The organism is Longimicrobium sp. (assembly GCA_036389795.1).
Classification (GTDB): domain Bacteria; phylum Gemmatimonadota; class Gemmatimonadetes; order Longimicrobiales; family Longimicrobiaceae; genus Longimicrobium.
Map to the genome: position 1 here is coordinate 48324 of DASVWD010000021.1, position 16364 is coordinate 64687.

11 protein-coding genes and 1 riboswitch are annotated in these 16364 nt (G+C 72.8%); of the genes, 4 read left to right on the plus strand and 7 right to left on the minus strand.

The window, feature by feature from the left end; all coding sequences use genetic code 11:
- The first annotated feature begins 87 nt into the window (after nt 1–87).
- On the plus strand, nt 88–1260 hold the full coding sequence (locus VF746_02640; protein ID HEX8691314.1) for a site-2 protease family protein: 1173 nt from the start codon (nt 88–90) through the stop codon (nt 1258–1260).
- Nucleotides 1261–1449: 189 nt separating this feature from the next.
- On the opposite strand, the gene VF746_02645 is transcribed toward VF746_02640, so the two are convergent.
- From VF746_02645 to VF746_02665, 5 genes are all read right to left on the minus strand, one after another.
- Nucleotides 1450–1974: a hypothetical protein gene (locus VF746_02645; GenBank protein HEX8691315.1), complete on the minus strand. Its 525-nt coding sequence runs from the start codon at nt 1972–1974 to the stop codon at nt 1450–1452.
- 404 nt (nt 1975–2378) lie between these two features.
- Nucleotides 2379–2888 (minus strand): hypothetical protein, encoded by a 510-nt coding sequence (locus VF746_02650; GenBank protein HEX8691316.1) that lies wholly within the window; start codon nt 2886–2888, stop codon nt 2379–2381.
- Between the two features lie 573 nt (nt 2889–3461).
- Nucleotides 3462–4037: a hypothetical protein gene (locus tag VF746_02655; protein ID HEX8691317.1), complete on the minus strand. Its 576-nt coding sequence runs from the start codon at nt 4035–4037 to the stop codon at nt 3462–3464.
- A gap of 150 nt (nt 4038–4187) precedes the next feature.
- Nucleotides 4188–4278: riboswitch (cyclic di-GMP riboswitch) on the minus strand.
- A gap of 396 nt (nt 4279–4674) precedes the next feature.
- A complete protein-coding gene (gene ppk1, locus VF746_02660; protein ID HEX8691318.1) occupies nt 4675–6933 on the minus strand; it encodes a polyphosphate kinase 1 in 2259 nt (752 codons plus the stop codon).
- Nucleotides 6934–7024: 91 nt separating this feature from the next.
- Nucleotides 7025–8347, minus strand: coding sequence for a hemolysin family protein (locus VF746_02665; GenBank protein ID HEX8691319.1), 1323 nt, complete (start codon nt 8345–8347; stop codon nt 7025–7027).
- Between the two features lie 169 nt (nt 8348–8516).
- Here VF746_02665 and VF746_02670 point away from each other — a divergent pair, with 169 nt between their 5' ends.
- Nucleotides 8517–9410, plus strand: a complete 894-nt coding sequence (locus VF746_02670) for an EamA family transporter (protein HEX8691320.1) — start codon at nt 8517–8519, stop codon at nt 9408–9410.
- A 77-nt stretch (nt 9411–9487) separates the two neighbouring features.
- Here VF746_02670 and VF746_02675 read toward each other — a convergent pair whose 3' ends face one another.
- On the minus strand, nt 9488–9982 hold the full coding sequence (locus VF746_02675) for a MarR family transcriptional regulator (protein HEX8691321.1): 495 nt from the start codon (nt 9980–9982) through the stop codon (nt 9488–9490).
- A 174-nt stretch (nt 9983–10156) separates the two neighbouring features.
- Nucleotides 10157–12412 (minus strand): VIT and VWA domain-containing protein, encoded by a 2256-nt coding sequence (locus VF746_02680; GenBank protein HEX8691322.1) that lies wholly within the window; start codon nt 12410–12412, stop codon nt 10157–10159.
- Nucleotides 12413–12777: 365 nt separating this feature from the next.
- Here VF746_02680 and VF746_02685 point away from each other — a divergent pair, with 365 nt between their 5' ends.
- The gene (locus VF746_02685) at nt 12778–14673 is read left to right on the plus strand and encodes a DUF1800 domain-containing protein (GenBank protein HEX8691323.1); all 1896 of its coding nucleotides are present in this window, start codon (nt 12778–12780) and stop codon (nt 14671–14673) included.
- Nucleotides 14674–15022: 349 nt separating this feature from the next.
- Entirely contained in the window at nt 15023–16351 is a 1329-nt protein-coding gene (locus VF746_02690) for a DUF1501 domain-containing protein (GenBank protein ID HEX8691324.1), read from the plus strand.
- Nucleotides 16352–16364 lie beyond the last annotated feature (13 nt).

The window sequence follows — 16364 nt, forward strand, 5'->3', positions numbered from 1 at the left end:
CTCTCCGGCCCCGTGCGGGAACGGCGCCGGGGAGGGGCGGTACAGGAAGGCTCGCCCTCTCTCCTCGACGAAAGGACGGAGATCCGGATGCAGGCGAACGTGCGCCTCCTCACCGTGCGCGGGATCCCGATCGGCGTGCACTGGAGCTGGCTGATCGTCTTCGGGCTGGTGACCTGGTCGCTCGCGGCCGACTACGGGGCCGCCGGCTTCCCCCAGCTCGGGCCCGGGGCGCGCTGGCTGCTGGCGCTCGTCACCGCGGCGCTCTTCTTCACCTCGGTGGTGCTGCACGAGCTGGGACACGCGGTGGTGGCGCAGCGCAACGGCGTGCCGGTGCGCTCCATCACGCTCTTCGTCTTCGGCGGGGTGGCGGCCATCGGGCGCGAGCCGCCGAGCGCGGGGGCGGAGTTCCGCATCGCCGCCGCCGGGCCGGCGGTGAGCTTCGCGCTCGCGGCGCTCTTCGCCGGGCTCCACCTGCTCGCGCGGCCCTGGGCGCCGCTGGCCGCGCTCGGCTTCCTGCTGGCGTGGATCAACCTGTCGCTGGCGGTCTTCAACCTGGTCCCCGGATACCCGCTGGACGGCGGGCGCATCCTGCGCTCGATCATCTGGAAGGTGACGGGCGACCCGCACCGCGCCACCCGCGCGTCGGCGTTCCTGGGGCAGCTCGTGGCCTTCGCGATGATGGGCATGGGGCTGTGGAGGGTGGTGCGCGGCGACCTGAACGGGGCGTGGCTGGTCTTCCTCGGCTGGTTCCTCCAGAACGCGGCGGCCTCGAGCGTGGCGCAGTCGGCGCTGCACCAGGAGCTGCGCGGGGTGACGGTGGGGCAGCTCATGTCGCCGCGCGTGCCCATCGTGGCGCCGGGGACCACGCTGCGCGCGCTGGTGGAGGAGCGCATCCTGCGCCAGGGCGAGCGGCGCTTCCTGGTGGACGGCGCCGGGCGCGTCTACGGCCTGCTGACGCTCAGGGACGTCACGCGCGTGCCGCAGGCGGAATGGCCGAGCGTGACGGTGGAGCAGGTGATGGTCCCCTGGGAGCGCGTGCTGGCCGTGGTGCCCAACACCGGCCTGTGGGAGGCGCTGGAGATGATGGAGACGGCGGGCGTGGGCCAGGTCCCCGTGGTCGCCGAGGGGCGGGTGATCGGGATGCTCACCCGCGAGGACGTGCTGCGCCACATCCGCCTCCGCGCCGAGCTGGGGCTGCGCGGGCGGCCGCGCCCGCGGCCCGGCCCCGCGCCGGAAGAGCCGCGCGGCCCGATCATCTGATCCTGCTTCAGGGCATCGTTCAGACGAGACCGTAACAGATATCTCACACGGAGGAAACGGAGTCAACGGAGTAAACAGAGGGCCTCGTTGTTCTCCGTTACCTCCGTTAACTCCGTGTGAGACATGGAAAATCGAGCCCCGGAGGAGATCTCTCACCCGGGGCTCTCGTTCCTGGTGCTTCGGTCCGGCTCAGCCGCGCAGGCGCGACTCGATCTCGGCGCGCAGCTCGGCGGGGAGGTGGGGCGAGTCCAGCAGCTTCTTCAGGCGCTCGATGCGGAACTGCGCCTTCTCGAACTCGCGGGCGCCGGCGTAGATCGTGGCCGCCTCCAGCAGCGCGCGGGCCTGCAGCGCGGGCTCGCCGTGCGCCTCGGCCTCGGTCGCCGCGTCGTCGAGCGTGACGGCGGCGCGCGTGAGGTTGTTCTTCCCGTGGTACACCGACGCCAGCCGCAGCAGCGTCTCCGCCGCCGACATCCCCGCCACCTTCTGCTCGTCGGCCAGCGCGGCGAGCACCACGCGCGCCTCGTCGGAGCGGCCGTCGCGCAGCAGCGCGTCGGCCTGCTCCAGCCGCTGCTGCACCTCGGCCGGGTCGATCAGCGCCGTCGCCGCGGCGTCCGGCGCCACGTCGCGCGGGGCCTGCGCGGCCGCGGCGCCGCCCGAGAGCAGCAGCGTGCCGAGCACCAGGAACGCCTGTCCGCCCATCTTCATCGTCTTCATCGGGTCCCTCGCCGATTTCGGGGTTCGGTGTCGCCTCGGGTGGCGGCGACGCGGGAAAGGTGGGGAAGGAGCGTCACCCGGCCGGCGCGGCCGCGTCGATCTCCCGTACCGGATCGGTGACGACCGGCCGCCCGGCGGGCGGTGACCCTCGTCCACTTCCCGCAGCATAGGACGTGGGGAGACCCCGGAAGGTTGCGTCCGTGGTACGAAGCGGCAGGCCGCGTTTGCGAGCGGTGGGAATCCGGGGACGAACGGGAGCGGCGGGGCCGGGGGCGACGGGGATCCGGGGCACGAAGAACGGGAGGGGGCGCCCGCACGCCCCCTCCCGTTCGTCCTTCCTCTTCCGAGCCAGTCAGCTCGTCCGGTCAGCTCCGGCAGGCGGTGAGCGCGTCGCGGCGGCCGGCTCAGTGGCCGAGCTGGCGCACCACCTTGCACAGCGTGTTGCGCAGCAGGTTCAGCCGGCCCGGCTCGATCACGCTGGTGGTGTTCAGCACGAAGCCGGAGAGGTTCACCGTCTGTCCCAGCGCCGGGAGCGCGATCGGGCGCAGGTCGAGCGTCAGGACCCGGCACGACTTCCCGGGCGAGCTCGTCACGTCCAGCACCACGTCGGTGAAGCCCTGCGAGACCGGGACGACCGTGCTCCCCATCCGCGCCGCCCCGGCCAGGGCGCCCGACACCAGGATCTGCCCGCCGACCACCTCGAGCTCCGTGACGTCGAGCAGCCCCGCGAAGGTGCCGCCGCCCGACAGGGTCCCGGTCACGGGGATGTCGTCGAGCAGGCCGGAGGGGATGACGACTTCGGAGGCGTCCGCGGGCGCCAGCGCGCGGTCGTCGACCTGCACGGGGGAACGGTCCGAGCACGACGCGGCCACCAGGGCCACGCCGAGCACGGCGAGCATGCGACGAACAGCCATAGGTCCTCCCTGGCGGTACATCGGCACCGCCGTTGGCGTACATGGCGGCGAAGCGCGGAATGCCGCCTCGCCGCTGGCCGGGGGACCCTGCGGGAGGCTCCCCGGCGGCGGAATGCCGCCGGTAGTGGCGGCCCGACTGGCCTGGCGATCTCGGTCGCGGCAGCCCCGTGGCCTGGGTCCAGCTTTGGGAGGGTTGCCCTGCGCAGCACCTGTCCGTCGTCCGCGGGCGCCGGTGGGGAGGGCGCGCGCGGACCGAACCCCGTCTGCAAGGAGCATACACAAGTTTATGTCACAGCGGAGCGGTAGAGCTGAACTGTACATAACCTGTGATCAACTGGCCCATCTGGAAGCTCGAGACCCCCGGGTGATTCCGTAATGCACTCGGAGCAAATCACTTGCACCTCACGAGCTGAAACGGGTGGATGGAGCAGATGCGGGTGGAGACGCAGACGCCTGCTCCGGGGATTTTTTGGAAAAACCGTCCGGCGGGCCCCGCTGGACTGCGAAAACGACGGGAGGGGCGCCCGCACGCCCCTCCCGTCGCGGTCTTTTCGGCTCTTCGGGGCGCCCGGCTCAGCCGAGCGCGCCCAGCAGGTCGTTGATGCGGTCCAGCAGGTCCACGATGCGGCCGATGGCGCCGCCGGCGTCCAGCAGCCCCGCCACCGCGCACAGCAGGTTGCCCAGCAGGTTGCCCGGGCCGGGCACCGCCGTGATGTCGAGCGAGATGGCGGACAGGTCCACCACCAGCCCCAGCAGGTCCAGGTTCAGCGGACCCAGGTCCAGCGTCAGGATCTTGCACGAGCGGCCGCCCGAGCCGTCGCCCAGCAGGTCGAGCGGGATGTCGGTGAAGGTCTGCACGATCTGGGTGACCACGCCCGCCTGCGTGGCGGTGCCGGTCAGCACGCCCGAGGCCACGAGCTGCCCGTCGTCCAGCCCCAGCTCGGTGATGTCCAGCAGCCCCGTGAAGGTGCCGCCGCCGGGGAGCGCGCCGGTCACGGGGATGTCGGTGAGCAGGGTCGACGGCGCGCGGGCGAACGACGCGTCGGTGGGCGTGAGCCCCCGGTCCTCGACCTGGACCGGGGAGCTGTCCGAGCACGACACGGCCACCAGGGCCACGCCGAGCACGGCGAGGAAGCGGCGAACTGCCATTGGGTCCTCCTTCGGCGGGGCGCGGCCCCGCGGTGGGTGGTGCATGGCGGCGAAGCGCGGAGTGCCGCTTCGCCGCGAGCCCGGTGCGCCCTGCGGGAGGCGCCCCGGCAGCGAAAAGCCGCCGGCGCCGATACACCCGGGTGTATCGATGCTGGCGGCCCGGCTGGCGTGGCGACCCGGGGGTCGCGGTAGCCCCGCGGCTCTGCGTCCCCGCCTTTCGGCGGGTTTGCTCTGAGCAGCACCTTTCGCGTTCCGCGAGCGCCGGGGGGCGGCGGTCGCGGGCGGAACCCCGGCTGCAATTCGCATTCACAAGTTTACGCCGCAGGAGAGCGGAAAAATGGTAAGCGAATATTCAGCTTGCGCTTGTGATTTTGTGGCCTATTACAAGCTACCAACTCTGGGGCGGAAATCCGTAACAGATTAAAAACAAACAACTTGCATCTGGTGTAACTGAAACGCCTGCGGGGAGCAGATTGGAAGCGACGGGAGACGGAGCGCGAGGCGGCTCTCGATCAACTTTTTGAAAAAAACCGGTCCGGCGGATACCCACCCGCCGACCGGTTCGTAATCAGCGCTCAGGACTCGACCCACGCTCCCGAGCACTTCGCACTTCGCACTCAGGACTTCGCACCGCCGTTCAGACGTTCACCTCCCACGGGCGCGCGCTCCTGCGGCTGCGCTCCAGCGCGTCGCGCATGAGCAGCTCGTGGTAGTTGACCTCGGGCTCGTCGGGGGCGGGGCTGCGCTGCACGTAGCGGCCGTCGGGGTGCAGGTCCCAGGCGAGGCGGTTGTCGGCCAGCGCGTAGTGGAGGATCTGCACCAGGCGGTCCCGGAGCGCGGCGTCCAGCACCGGCACCACCGTCTCCACCCGCTCGTTCAGGTTGCGCTCCCGCCAGTCTGCGCTGCCGATGAAGATCTCGGGGTCGCCCCGGTTGTGGAAGTAGTAGACGCGGTCGTGCTCCAGGAAGCGGCCCACGATGCTGACCACGCGGATGTTCTCGCTGAAGCCGCGCAGCCCCGGGCGCAGCCGGCTGTGCCCGCGCACGATCAGGTCCACGCGCACCCCGGCGCGCGAGGCGCGGTAGAGCTCCTTGATGACGCCGGGGTCGTCCAGCGCGTTCATCTTGGCGATGATCCGCCCGTCGCCGGTGCGCTCGTGCTGCGCCACCTCTCGGGCGATGCGCTCCTCGAACACCCGCCGCATGTCACGCGGCGCGACCACGAGCTGCGAGTACTGCTGGTCGGGCGCGTAGCCGGTGAGGAAGTGGAAGAGGTTCACCAGGTCGTCGCCCACCTCCGCGTTGGCGGTGAGCAGCCCCACGTCGGTGTAGACGCGCGCCGTGCCCGCGTGGTAGTTCCCCGTGCCGATGTGGCAGTAGGTGCGCGGCCGCCCCCCCTCGTCGCGCACGATCAGCGTGACCTTGCTGTGCGTCTTGAGCCCCACCAGGCCGTAGGTGACGTGCACCCCGGCGTCCTCGAGCATCTCGGCGCCGCGGATGTTGTTCTCCTCGTCGAAGCGCGCGGTCACCTCGATCAGCACCGCCACCTGCTTCCCCCGCTCGGCCGCGCGGAGCAGCGCCCTCACGATCGGACTCTCGGCGCCGGTGCGGTAGAGCGTCTGCTTGATCCCGATCACCCGCGGGTCGTCGGCCGCCTCCTCCAGCAGCCGCTGCACGCTGCCGGTGAAGGAGTCGTACGGGTGGTGCACCAGGATGTCGCCGCGGCGCAGGATGGCGAAGATGTTGCGCTCCTCCTCGGTCTCGCCCTCGTGCTGCAGCGGGTCGGGGACCACCGGCTCCCACGGCTCGTAGCGGTGCGCGGGGATGTCCAGGTCGGCCAGCCGCGCGCAGTCGGAGAGCGCCATCGGGCCCGAAGCCTCGTAGACGTCGTCGTCCTCCAGCTCCAGCTCGCGCAGCAGGAGCTGGCGCACCTCCTTCGACATCTCGCGGTCCACCTCGAGGCGCACCACGGGGGCGAAGCGGCGCTCGCGCAGCTCCTCGGAGATCATCGCCAGCAGGTCTTCGGCGGCGTCGCCGCGGCGCACGTCGGCGTTGCGGGTGACGCGGAAGGCGTGGGCGCTCACGATCTCCATCCCCCGGAAGAGCTGGCCCACGTTGGCCTGGATCACCTGCTCCACGGGGACGAAGTGGAAGCGCGACTCCGAGTGCGGCACCGGGAGCCAGCGCCCCTGCGCCGAGGGCACCTTGACGCGCGCGAAGTGGTAGGTGCTGCGCGCGGCGTGGCGCATGAGCACGGCCAGCGAGATGCTCAGGTTGGAGATGAAGGGGAAGGGGTGCCCGGGGTCCACCGCCAGCGGGGTGAGCACCGGGTAGATCTGCTCGCGGAAGTAGTGGTCGAGCGCGGCGCGCTGCCGCTCGTCGAGCTCGGCGTAGTGCGAGACCACCACCCCGGCCTCGGAGCGCAGGAGCGGCTTGAGCGTGCGCTCCCAGGCGTCGGCGAGCGCCAGGTACATCTCCAGCGCCTCCTCGCCGATCAGCTGCAGCTGGTCGGCGGGGGTGCGCCCGTCCATCGACAGCAGCTGCACGCGCGCGGCCTGCTGGCGCTTGAGGCCGCCCACGCGCTTCTGGAAGAACTCGTCGAGGTTGGCGGCGGCGATGGCCAGGAAGCGCACCCGCTCCAGGAGCGGGGTGCGCGCGTCCAGCGCCTGGTGGAAGACGCGCCAGTTGAAGTCCAGCAGCCCCAGCTCGCGGTTGAAGTACAGCGAGGGGTGGTCGAGGTCGGCGCCGCGCGGCAGCGGCAGCGGCGACACCGAGCGCGGCACCCGGGGCAGCGCCACCCCGCCGGCCGTGGGGAAGCCGCGCGGCGGCCGCGCCCGCGTCCGGGGGGGCGGGGGGGCTTCGTCGGGGAGGGAGACCGCGCGTTCCTCGGCACGCATGGAGAAGCTCACATCGGAAGGGTCGGAACATCCACCCCCACAACATTAGTCGCGCTGCGGCGGATGTAAACCATTGTGGTTGTTACGGCGTTCAGGGTTCCCCCGGGGACGAGCGGCCGGCGCGCGGGGTCACCAGCACCTTGTCGACGCGGTTGCCGTCCATGTCCATCACTTCCACCCGCATCTCGTCGGTCTCGAAGTGGTCGCCGGCGCTCGGCACCCGCCCCAGCTGCGTGGCGACGAAGCCGCCCACGGTGTGGTACTCGTGCCGGTCTTCCCCGCGGCGCTCCTCCAGCTCCAGCAGGTCGCGCAGCTCGTCCATCAGCACGCCGCCGTCCACCAGGAGCGACCCGTCGTCGCGGCGCACCACCTCGGGATCGGCGTGCGCGCCCTCCAGGTGGATGTCGCCGACGATCTCCTCCACCAGGTCCTTGAGCGTCACCAGCCCGTCGGTGCCGCCGTACTCGTCGACCACCAGCGCCACCTCGTGGCCGCCCTGGCGCATCCGCTCCAGCACCCGGAGCGCGCGCACCGTGCCGGGGACGAAGAGCGGCTCGCGGGCCACGGCGCGGAGGCTGGTGTCGCGCTCCTGGAGCCCCGCGGCCCACAGGTCGCGCACGGAGACGATCCCCAGCACGTCGTCCAGCGAGCCGTCGCAGAGGGGGAAGTGCTGGTGCGCCGCCTCCAGCATGATCCGCCGGTGCACCTCGGGCGGGTCGGCCACGTCGAGCCAGACGACGTCCACGCGCGGCGTCATCACGGTGGAGACGCGCTGGTCGGCCAGCCAGAAGACGCGCTCCACCAGCTCCCGCTCCTCGGCGCTGAAGACGCCCGCCTCGGTGCCCTGCTCGATGAGCCCCGACACCTCGGCCTCGGTGACGGGCGGCTCCTCGGGGCGGCGGATGCGCAGCACCGAGAGCACCACGTCGGTGGAGACGGTGAGCAGCGCCACCAGCGGCCGGCCGAGCCGGGAGAGCAGGCTCATGGGCGGCGCCACCAGCTCGGCGATCTTCTCGGGGTTGTTGAGCCCGATCCGCTTGGGCACCAGCTCGCCCAGCACCAGCGAGAAGTAGGTGATGGCGAGCACCACGGCGGCCAGCGCGATCGCTTCGGCGTACTCCGCCAGCGCCGGGGTGCGGGCGATCGCTCCGGCCAGGGGCTCGGAGAGCTTGGCCCCGCCGTACGCGCCCGCCAGGATCCCCACCAGGGTGATCCCCACCTGCACGGTGGCCAGGAAGCGCGACGGGTCCTCGGCCAGCGCCAGGGCGCGGCGGGCGCCGGCGCTCCCCTCGTCGGCCCGGTGCCGGAGCCGCGACTTGCGCGCCGAGACCACGGCGATCTCGCTCATGGCGAAGACGCCGTTGAGGAGCAGCAGGAAGAGGACGAGGAGGACCTGGAGCACTACGTCCGACATCGGGTGCCTTCGGGCTGGTGCGCGGTTCGTGCTTCCGTGCGAAGATACTACCAAGTGCGAAAGTGCGAGAGTGCGAGAGTGCGAAAGTACGCACTGCCGCACCGTGCGCTCCTCTCCAGACTCGAGTCACTTTCGCACTTTCGCACTCACGCACTCACGCACTATCCGGATGGGCTACCTCTTCGTCCTCGCCGCCGCCGTCCTCTGGGGGCTGATCGGTCCGGTGTCGCGGCTGGCGCTGCAGGGCGGGGTCGGGCCGCTGGAGATCGCCTTCTGGCGGGCGCTGATCGCGGCCGCCTGCTTCGGCGCGCACGCGCTGGCGCTCGGGAAGACGCGCCTGGAGCGGCGCGACCTGCCGGCGGTGGCGGCGTTCGGGATCGTGGGGGTGGCGCTCCTCTTCGCCTCGTACTTCTACGCGGTGCAGACGGGCGGGGCGGCGCTCGCGTCGGTGCTGCTGTACACGGCGCCCGTGTGGGTGGCCGTCTTCTCCGCGCTCTTCCTGCGCGAGCGGATGACGGGGCGCAAGCTGGCGGCGATCGGGCTGGCGGTGGCCGGGGTGGTGGGGATCGCGGCGACGAGCGGCGGGGGCGGGGTGCGGTTGGGGGCGGCGGCGCTCTTCTGGGGGCTCCTCTCCGGGTGGTCGTACGCGCTCTACTACCTGTTCGGCAAGCGCTACTTCGAGCGCTACCACGCGGCGACGCTCTTCCTGTACGCGCTCCCGGTGGGCGCGCTGGCGCTCCTGCCGCTGGTGCGCTTCGCGCCGAAGACGGCCGCCGCGTGGGCGGCCATCGTCTTCCTGGCGGTGGTGCCCACCTACCTCTCGTACCTCTTCTACAGCGCGGGGCTGCGCCGGGTGGAGGCCACCCGCGCCGCCACGGTGGCCACCATCGAGCCGGTGGTCGCCGCCGTGGCCGCCTGGCTGGCCTGGGGCGAGCGCCTGGGCCTCGGCGGCTACCTCTTCGCCTGCCTCATCGTCGCGGCCGTGGTCCTGATGGTGACGGGCGGCCGCTCCGGCGCGACGGACCCTCCTTCCGCGACGGAGGGGCTGGACGTGCACCCGTGAAGCGAAACCCGGCTCCGCGGGCATCGCGGAACCGGGGTCTCTGGAACTTTCAGGACCAGCGTCGGCCCGGAACGGACTCAGCCGGTCTCGACCGCCTCCAGCGCCTCGGCGTTGTCGCGCGCGGACTCCAGCAGCTCGATCAGCGTCTCCAGCCGGTCGCGGCCCAGGTGGCCGAGCTGGCGGCAGTGCAGCTCCGTGATCTGGTGGTCGAGCGGGGCGATCGCCGCGAGGCCCGCGGGGGTGATGCGCGTCCACACCACGCGGCGGTCCTCGGTGCATCGCCAGCGCTCGGCCAGGCCGCGCTTCTCCAGCCGGTCCAGCAGGCGGGTGACGTCGGGGTCGCGGGTGATCATCCGCTCGCCGATCTCGCCGGCGGTGAGCCCCTGCTCACCCGCGCCGCGCAGGATGCGCAGCACGTTGTACTGCGTCAGCGTCAGGTCGTGCTGCTTGAGCAGCTCCGACGCTCCCTGCGACAGCGTGTTGGCCGTGCGCAGCACGTTCAGGAAGGCCTCTTCTTCGAGGCTGGGAAACGGCTTGCTCTGCCTGATCTGCGCCTGGATCTTCCCCGGCATCCCCGCCTCCCGAGTGTGCACGCTTTGAATCCCCTGCGAGAAGGCTAGTCCTGCAAACAGAGGTGTCAAGGGAGTCACTCGTACGGATAGACGACAGCGGGAGATTCCGGCAAGCGGAACGGCCCGCGGAGTCACCTCCGCGGGCCGTCCCGTCCGCTCACCGTCCGCGGGCCGCTACGGGGTCGCGGCGCGGGTGCGGTAGACGCGGCCGTCGTGGATCACCGCCACCTGCTCGCCGAGGGCGAAGTAGCGGGCCAGTGCGGGGACGCGCCGCACCAGCTCGAAGTACTCCTCGGTGCCGAAGGTCACCGCCGTCTCCGGCAGCCGGGTGTCGGCCTTGATCTCCGCGTCGGTCCACACGCCGTCGCGCAGGTGGAAGGTCTTGTCGCCTACGCGCTGCACGCCGCCGCCCGTCACCACGACCCCTTCCAGCGAGACGGCGTCCTGCATGGTGCGCGCGGCCCGGCTCTGCGCCACGGCCGCCTCGCCCGTCTGCGCCTGCACCTGCGACGGCATCATCGCCGGCGGGGGAGGCGGCGGAGGGGGAGGCGGCGGCGGGACCGCCCCGTCGCGGCGCACGCGTCCGCCGTCCCTGTCGCGCACCGCGCCGCCGACCTGGCCCTGGCCGGCGAAGTCCCGCGGCCGCTCCAGGTTGGCCTCCGCGCCGGGCTCCAGCGCCAGGTACGACGTGTACGGCGTGACGATCCCGTAGCGGGTGCCCAGGTCCACCACCTCGTCGCGCAGCTCGCGGGCCTCGCCGTGGGTGCGGATCTGCTCCATCAGCCACCCCACGCGCCGCACCGCCCACAGCCGCGGCAGCCACTCGTGCCGCTCGTCGCGCAGGGGGAAGCGCTGGTTGGGGTAGACGAAGGTCTGCGTGGGCGAGGCGTTCCCCGACAGGCGCAGCGTGACGCCCGCCAGGTCGCGCTCGTTGCGGTAGCGGCCCACCAGCGCCAGCTGCGTCCCCTTGAACAGGTCGGGGAGCCGGCGCGGGTACACCAGGTCGGAGCGCACCGGGCCCAGGTCCAGCCGCAGGTTGGTGAGCACCGGGTGGTTCACCTTGTCGAAGAAGCCGGAGACCTTCACCTCCAGGTCTTCCTGCGGCGCCACGTAGTCGGCCACGCCGCCGTTCTCGGCCGCCACGCGGTCCAGCAGCCGCGTGTTCACGTCGTAGCCCACCCCGAAGGTGAAGAGCCGCATCCCCGCCCTCCGCGCCCGGTCCACGTTGGCCAGGATGCGCTCGACGTTCGTCTCCCCCACGGTGGGGATGCCGTCGGTGACGAAGACCAGCAGCCGCGGGCGGTCTCCCTCGCGCGGGAACTGGCCGAGCGCCTCCACCAGCGCGTCGTTGATGTTGGTGCCGCCCACCGCGCGCAATCCTTCGACGAACTGCACGCCCCGCCGCCGGCCGGCCTCGTCGGCGCGGATCAACCCGCTCTCCATCAGCCGCGTCTCACCCGAGAAGGCGATCACGTTGTAGCGGTCGGTGGCGCGCAGCCCCCGCACGCCGTAGGCGAGGGCGCGCCGGGCCTTCTCGATCTTCCCCTCCTCGTTCATCGACCCCGACACGTCGAGCACGAAGACCACGTCCTTGGCCGGGTACTCGCGCTCGTCGATGGTGCTCTTCGGCGAGAGGAGGAGGAGGAAGTAGCCGTCCTTCCCCGGCTCGCGGTAGGTGAAGAGGCTCATCCCCACCTCGCGCGCGGACGGGGCGTAGAAGAGCTGGAAGTCGCGCCGCTCGGCCCGCCGGTCGCCCTCGAAGCTCACCGACACCTGCCGGTCGCCGTCGCGGCGGCGCACGTCCACCTGGTGGCTCGGCGAGTAGACGGTGCGCACGGGCTCGCCGGCCCTGAGCTCCACGCGCCCCGAGAAGCGCTCGACCGGGGCGGCGTTGCGCCCGGTGCCCAGGGGGTAGCGGTAGCCCACGGTGCCGCTCTCGGCGCGCAGCACCTGCGTGTAGGTGAGCTCCAGCTTCTTGGTGGAGCGCGGGAGGATGGGGAAGATGCTGGCCTGGAAGAGGTTCTCGCCCGCGTACTCCAGCAGCCCGGGGTCGCGCACGCGGCGGACGATGGCGTCGTAGATGCGGCGCGCCTCCTCGCGGGGGCGCACCTCGCCCACCAGGCGCCGGTCGCCGTCCCAGATGGCGAACTCACTGACGCTGGCGCCCTCGGGGATCGGGAAGAAGTAGGTGCCCTCGAGCGTGGCGCCGGTCTCGTTGCGGAAGACCTGGGTGACGTGCGTGGTGGCCACCTGCCCCTCGATCTTCGTGTCGATCACGACGGACTCGATCGGGAGCGAGGTGATGCGGCCGCCCTCGGGGACCCACGGCCGGCGGCAGTCCCGGCACTCCGGGACGATGATCCCCTGCGCCGCGAGCGGCACGGCCGCCAGCAGGAGCAGGAGCGTGGGGAGCAAACGTCGGGGGTTCATGGAATGCTTCTCCGGGATGGGTGAAGGGGTGGGCCGCCGTTGTACCCGGCCCGCGCGCCCGGGGGTTCCGCGGGCGGTGCCGGGGCTCGTGCGGCTCCCGCGAGATCGGCGTCGTAGCAGTAGAACGTCCGGCGGCCCGGGAATCTGGCGGGAAGGGCGGCTGAAGCCGCGGCAACGACTGCAGAAAGCCTCGCCGGACGGGCATCGGTGCAGTCGCGGGTTCGGTGCGCGCGAGGCTTCGACCGCTCGCGGCCGCGGATTCCGTTCGGGGCCCCAACGCTCCGGGCGCGGGGGATGTAGTTCAACCGCACTCGCGCCGGGGACGAGCCGGCGCCCGCCAGCCTACCTCCTTCTGCCGCAACGCCATGCGCGGAATCAGACCCTCTTCCCGGTTCCCGCGGCTGCACCGCGCCGCTTCGTCGGCGGCGGTGCTCGCGAGCACGCTCGTCTTCCTGGGGCTGGTGCCCGCGGACGAGGGACGGCCGCAGCGCCAGGCGCCCACGCTCGCCCGCCGCCAGGCAGCGGCGCCGACGGCCGCGGACACCGCGCGGGCGCTGCACCTGCTCCAGCGGGCGACGTTCGGCGCGCGGCCCGGGGACCTGGCGGAGGTGCTCAGGACGGGGCCGGAGGCGTGGCTGGAGCGGCAGCTCCACCCCGAGCGCATCCCCGACGGTGCGCTGGAGGAGCGGCTGGCGGCGTTCCCCGCGGCGGCGATGGAGCCGGGGGAGCTGTTCGCCGCCTTCCCGCCGCCGAACCCGGCCCAGCGCGCCGAGCGGGCCCGGCGGGACTCGATGCAGATGACGATGCGTCCCGACGCGGCGGCGGGCAATGCGGACGACGGGCGGCCCGGGCGCGAGCGGCGGCGCGGCGAGGGGCAGGGGCGGCCGCGGGGGCCGCAGGCGATCCTCTTCGACCTGGCGGGGGCCAGGCTGCAGCGCGCGGTCTATTCCGAGCGGCAGCTGCAGGAGGTGATGACCGACTTCTGGTTCAACCACTTCAACGTCTTCTTCGGCAAGAACCAGGACCGCTACCTCACGGGCGACTACGAGCGGCGCGCCATCCGCCCGCACGTCTTCGGCAGGTTCCGCGACCTGCTGGAGGCGACGGCGAGCCATCCGGCCATGCTCGTGTACCTGGACAACTGGACCAGCGCGGCGCCGAACGCGGCGGACCCGGCGGCCGAGCGGATCGAGCAGGCGCGGCGGCGCTGGCGCGCGATGACGCCCGCGCAGCGCAGGGCGGCGGTGGAGAGCGGCCGTGTCCCGGCCGAGCGCGTCGCGATGCTGGAGGGCGACTCGCTCCCCGCCGGGCGGCGGCGCGCGCGGGGGATCAACGAGAACTACGCCCGCGAGCTGATGGAGCTGCACACGCTGGGCGTGAACGGCGGCTACACGCAGGGTGACGTGATCGAGGTCGCTCGCGCGTTTACGGGGTGGACGATCGACGCGCGGCGCGTGCGCGGGGGGACGGGCGGCGCCCGCCGCGGGGGGGACGAGGGGATGGGGCCGCGCTGGGACGGCGGCTTCGTCTTCCGCCCGGCGATGCACGACGCGGGGGAGAAGACGGTGCTCGGCCGCCGGCTGCCGGCGGGGCGGGGGATCGAGGACGGGCGCGAGGTGCTGGACCTGCTCGCCCGCCACCCGGCGACGGCGCGCCACGTCGCGACGAAGCTGGCGCAGCGCTTCGTGGCCGACGAGCCGCCGCCGGCGCTGGTGGACCGGCTGGCGGAGGTCTTCCTGCGCACGGACGGCGACCTGCGCGAGGTGACGCGGGCGCTCTTCACCTCGCCCGAGTTCGACGACCCGCGCTACCGCGGGACCAAGGTGAAGACGCCGTTCGAGTTCGTGGCCAGCGCGCTCCGGGCGACAGGGGCGGACGCGGGGCCGTCGCGCGGGCTGCTGCAGGCGCTCCGGCAGCTGGGGCAGGTGCCGTACGCGGCCACGGCGCCCACGGGCTACCCGCACACGTCGGAGGAGTGGACCAACAGCGGGGCCATGCTCAACCGGATGAACCTGGGGCTGGCGCTGGCCGCCGGGCGGCTGGACGGGGTGCGGCTGGACGAGTCGGGCTTCGTGCCTTCCGGCGACGTGCGCGCGACGGTGGAGACGCTGGCGGCGAGGGTGCTCCCCGGCCGCCGCGACGAGCAGCTGGTGAGGACGATCGTCGACGACCTGGGCGGGCACGCGGAGCTGGGGCCGCGGCAGCGGGCGGCGCGCGCGCTGGGGCTCCTGATCGGCTCGCCGGCGTTCCAGCGGCGGTAGGGTAGGACGGTCGTAGGGGCGAGGCATGCCTCGCCCGGCGGATGCCGGCCCATGCGTGATAGGCGAGTGATGTGCCGGGGCTACCATCGCGCGGACTCGCATGCTCGCCCCTACGGAACTTCACCCGCGACGAGAACCGCGTGAGGGATGCGCGCCCGGAGGGCCGGGACACCGGCGCGCATGCACGATAGTTCAGGTAACGTGAAGAGGGTCGGCGCGCCGGGGGCCCGGCGCCGTTGGGCACGGCGGTATCGTGCCCTACGGCGCGCGCAGCCCGGCCCCCTTCAGGGGGACACGCCCAAACCCGAAGAAGTTTCCGCTGTTCCAGTTGCCGAACGGGGAGAGGAAGATGCAGCCGATCAACCGGCGGGTGTTCGTGAAGAGCGGGGCGCTGGCCCTGCTGGCGATGGGGCTGCCGCCCGAGTTCCTGGCGCGCTCGCTGCTGGCGGAGTCGCGCGCGGCGGCCCGCAAGAAGACGCTGATCTGCATCTTCCAGCGCGGGGCGGCGGACGGGCTCAGCATGGTGGTGCCCTTCGGCGACGCGGCCTACTACCGCTCCCGCCGCTCGATCGCGGTGGCGCGGCCGGGGCGCTCGGGGGGCGGGGCGCTGGACCTGGACGGCTTCTTCGGGATGCACCCGGCGCTCCGGCCGCTCTTCGAGCTGTACGGGCGCCGCGAGCTGGCCGTGGTGCACGCGGCGGGGTCGCCGCACCCCACTAGATCGCACTTCGAGGCGCAGGACATCATGGAGGCGGCGGCCACGGACGGCCACGCGCGCGACGGGTGGCTGAACCGCGTGCTGCGGGAGACGGGGTGCGCGGAGTGCGCCGGGCGCACGCTGGCCGACCCGGCGGCGCACGCGGCCGACCACGCGGCGGGGCAGGCGCACCTGGCCTCGGGCACGGCGGCGCTGCGGGGGATCGCGATGGGGGCGGAGCTGCCCCTGGCGCTGCGCGGCGCGCACCCGTCGCTGGCCATCGGCGACCTGGAGCGCTTCGGGGTGGCGGGCGGGCGCGACGACTCGCTGGCGGAGACGTTCGGGCGGATGTACCGCACCGAGGGCGGCGACGCGGTGGCCGGGGCGGCGGACGAGGGGCTGGAGGCGGCGGCGCTGCTCAAGCGCATCGACCCGACGCGCTACGAGCCGGCGCCGGGGGTGCGCTACCCGGCGGGCGAGTTCGGGCGGTCGCTCCGGCAGATCGCGCAGCTGGTGAAGGCGGACGTGGGGGTGGAGATCGCCTTCGCGGACCTGGGCGGGTGGGACACGCACGTGGCGCAGGGCGGCGAGCAGGGGCAGCTCGCCCGGCGCCTGGCCGAGCTGTCGCAGGGGGTGCGCGCGCTGCACGACGACCTGGGCGAGCGCATGCGCGACGTGGTGATCCTCACCATGAGCGAGTTCGGGCGCACGGTGGCCGAGAACGGCTCGGGCGGCACCGACCACGGCCACGCCAACTGCATGCTGGTCCTGGGCGGCGCCGTGGCGGGCGGGAAGGTCTACGGCGAGTGGCCGGGGCTGGAGCGCGAGCAGCTCTACGAGGGGCGCGACCTGGCCGTCACCACCGACTTCCGCGACGTGTTCGCCGAGGTCGCGCAGCGGCACCTGGGGGCGGCCGGGCTGGAGCGCGTCTTCCCCGGGCACCGGGTGGACGCGGCGCGGTTCCGGGGGGTGCTGGGGTGAGGGTGCTCCAGGG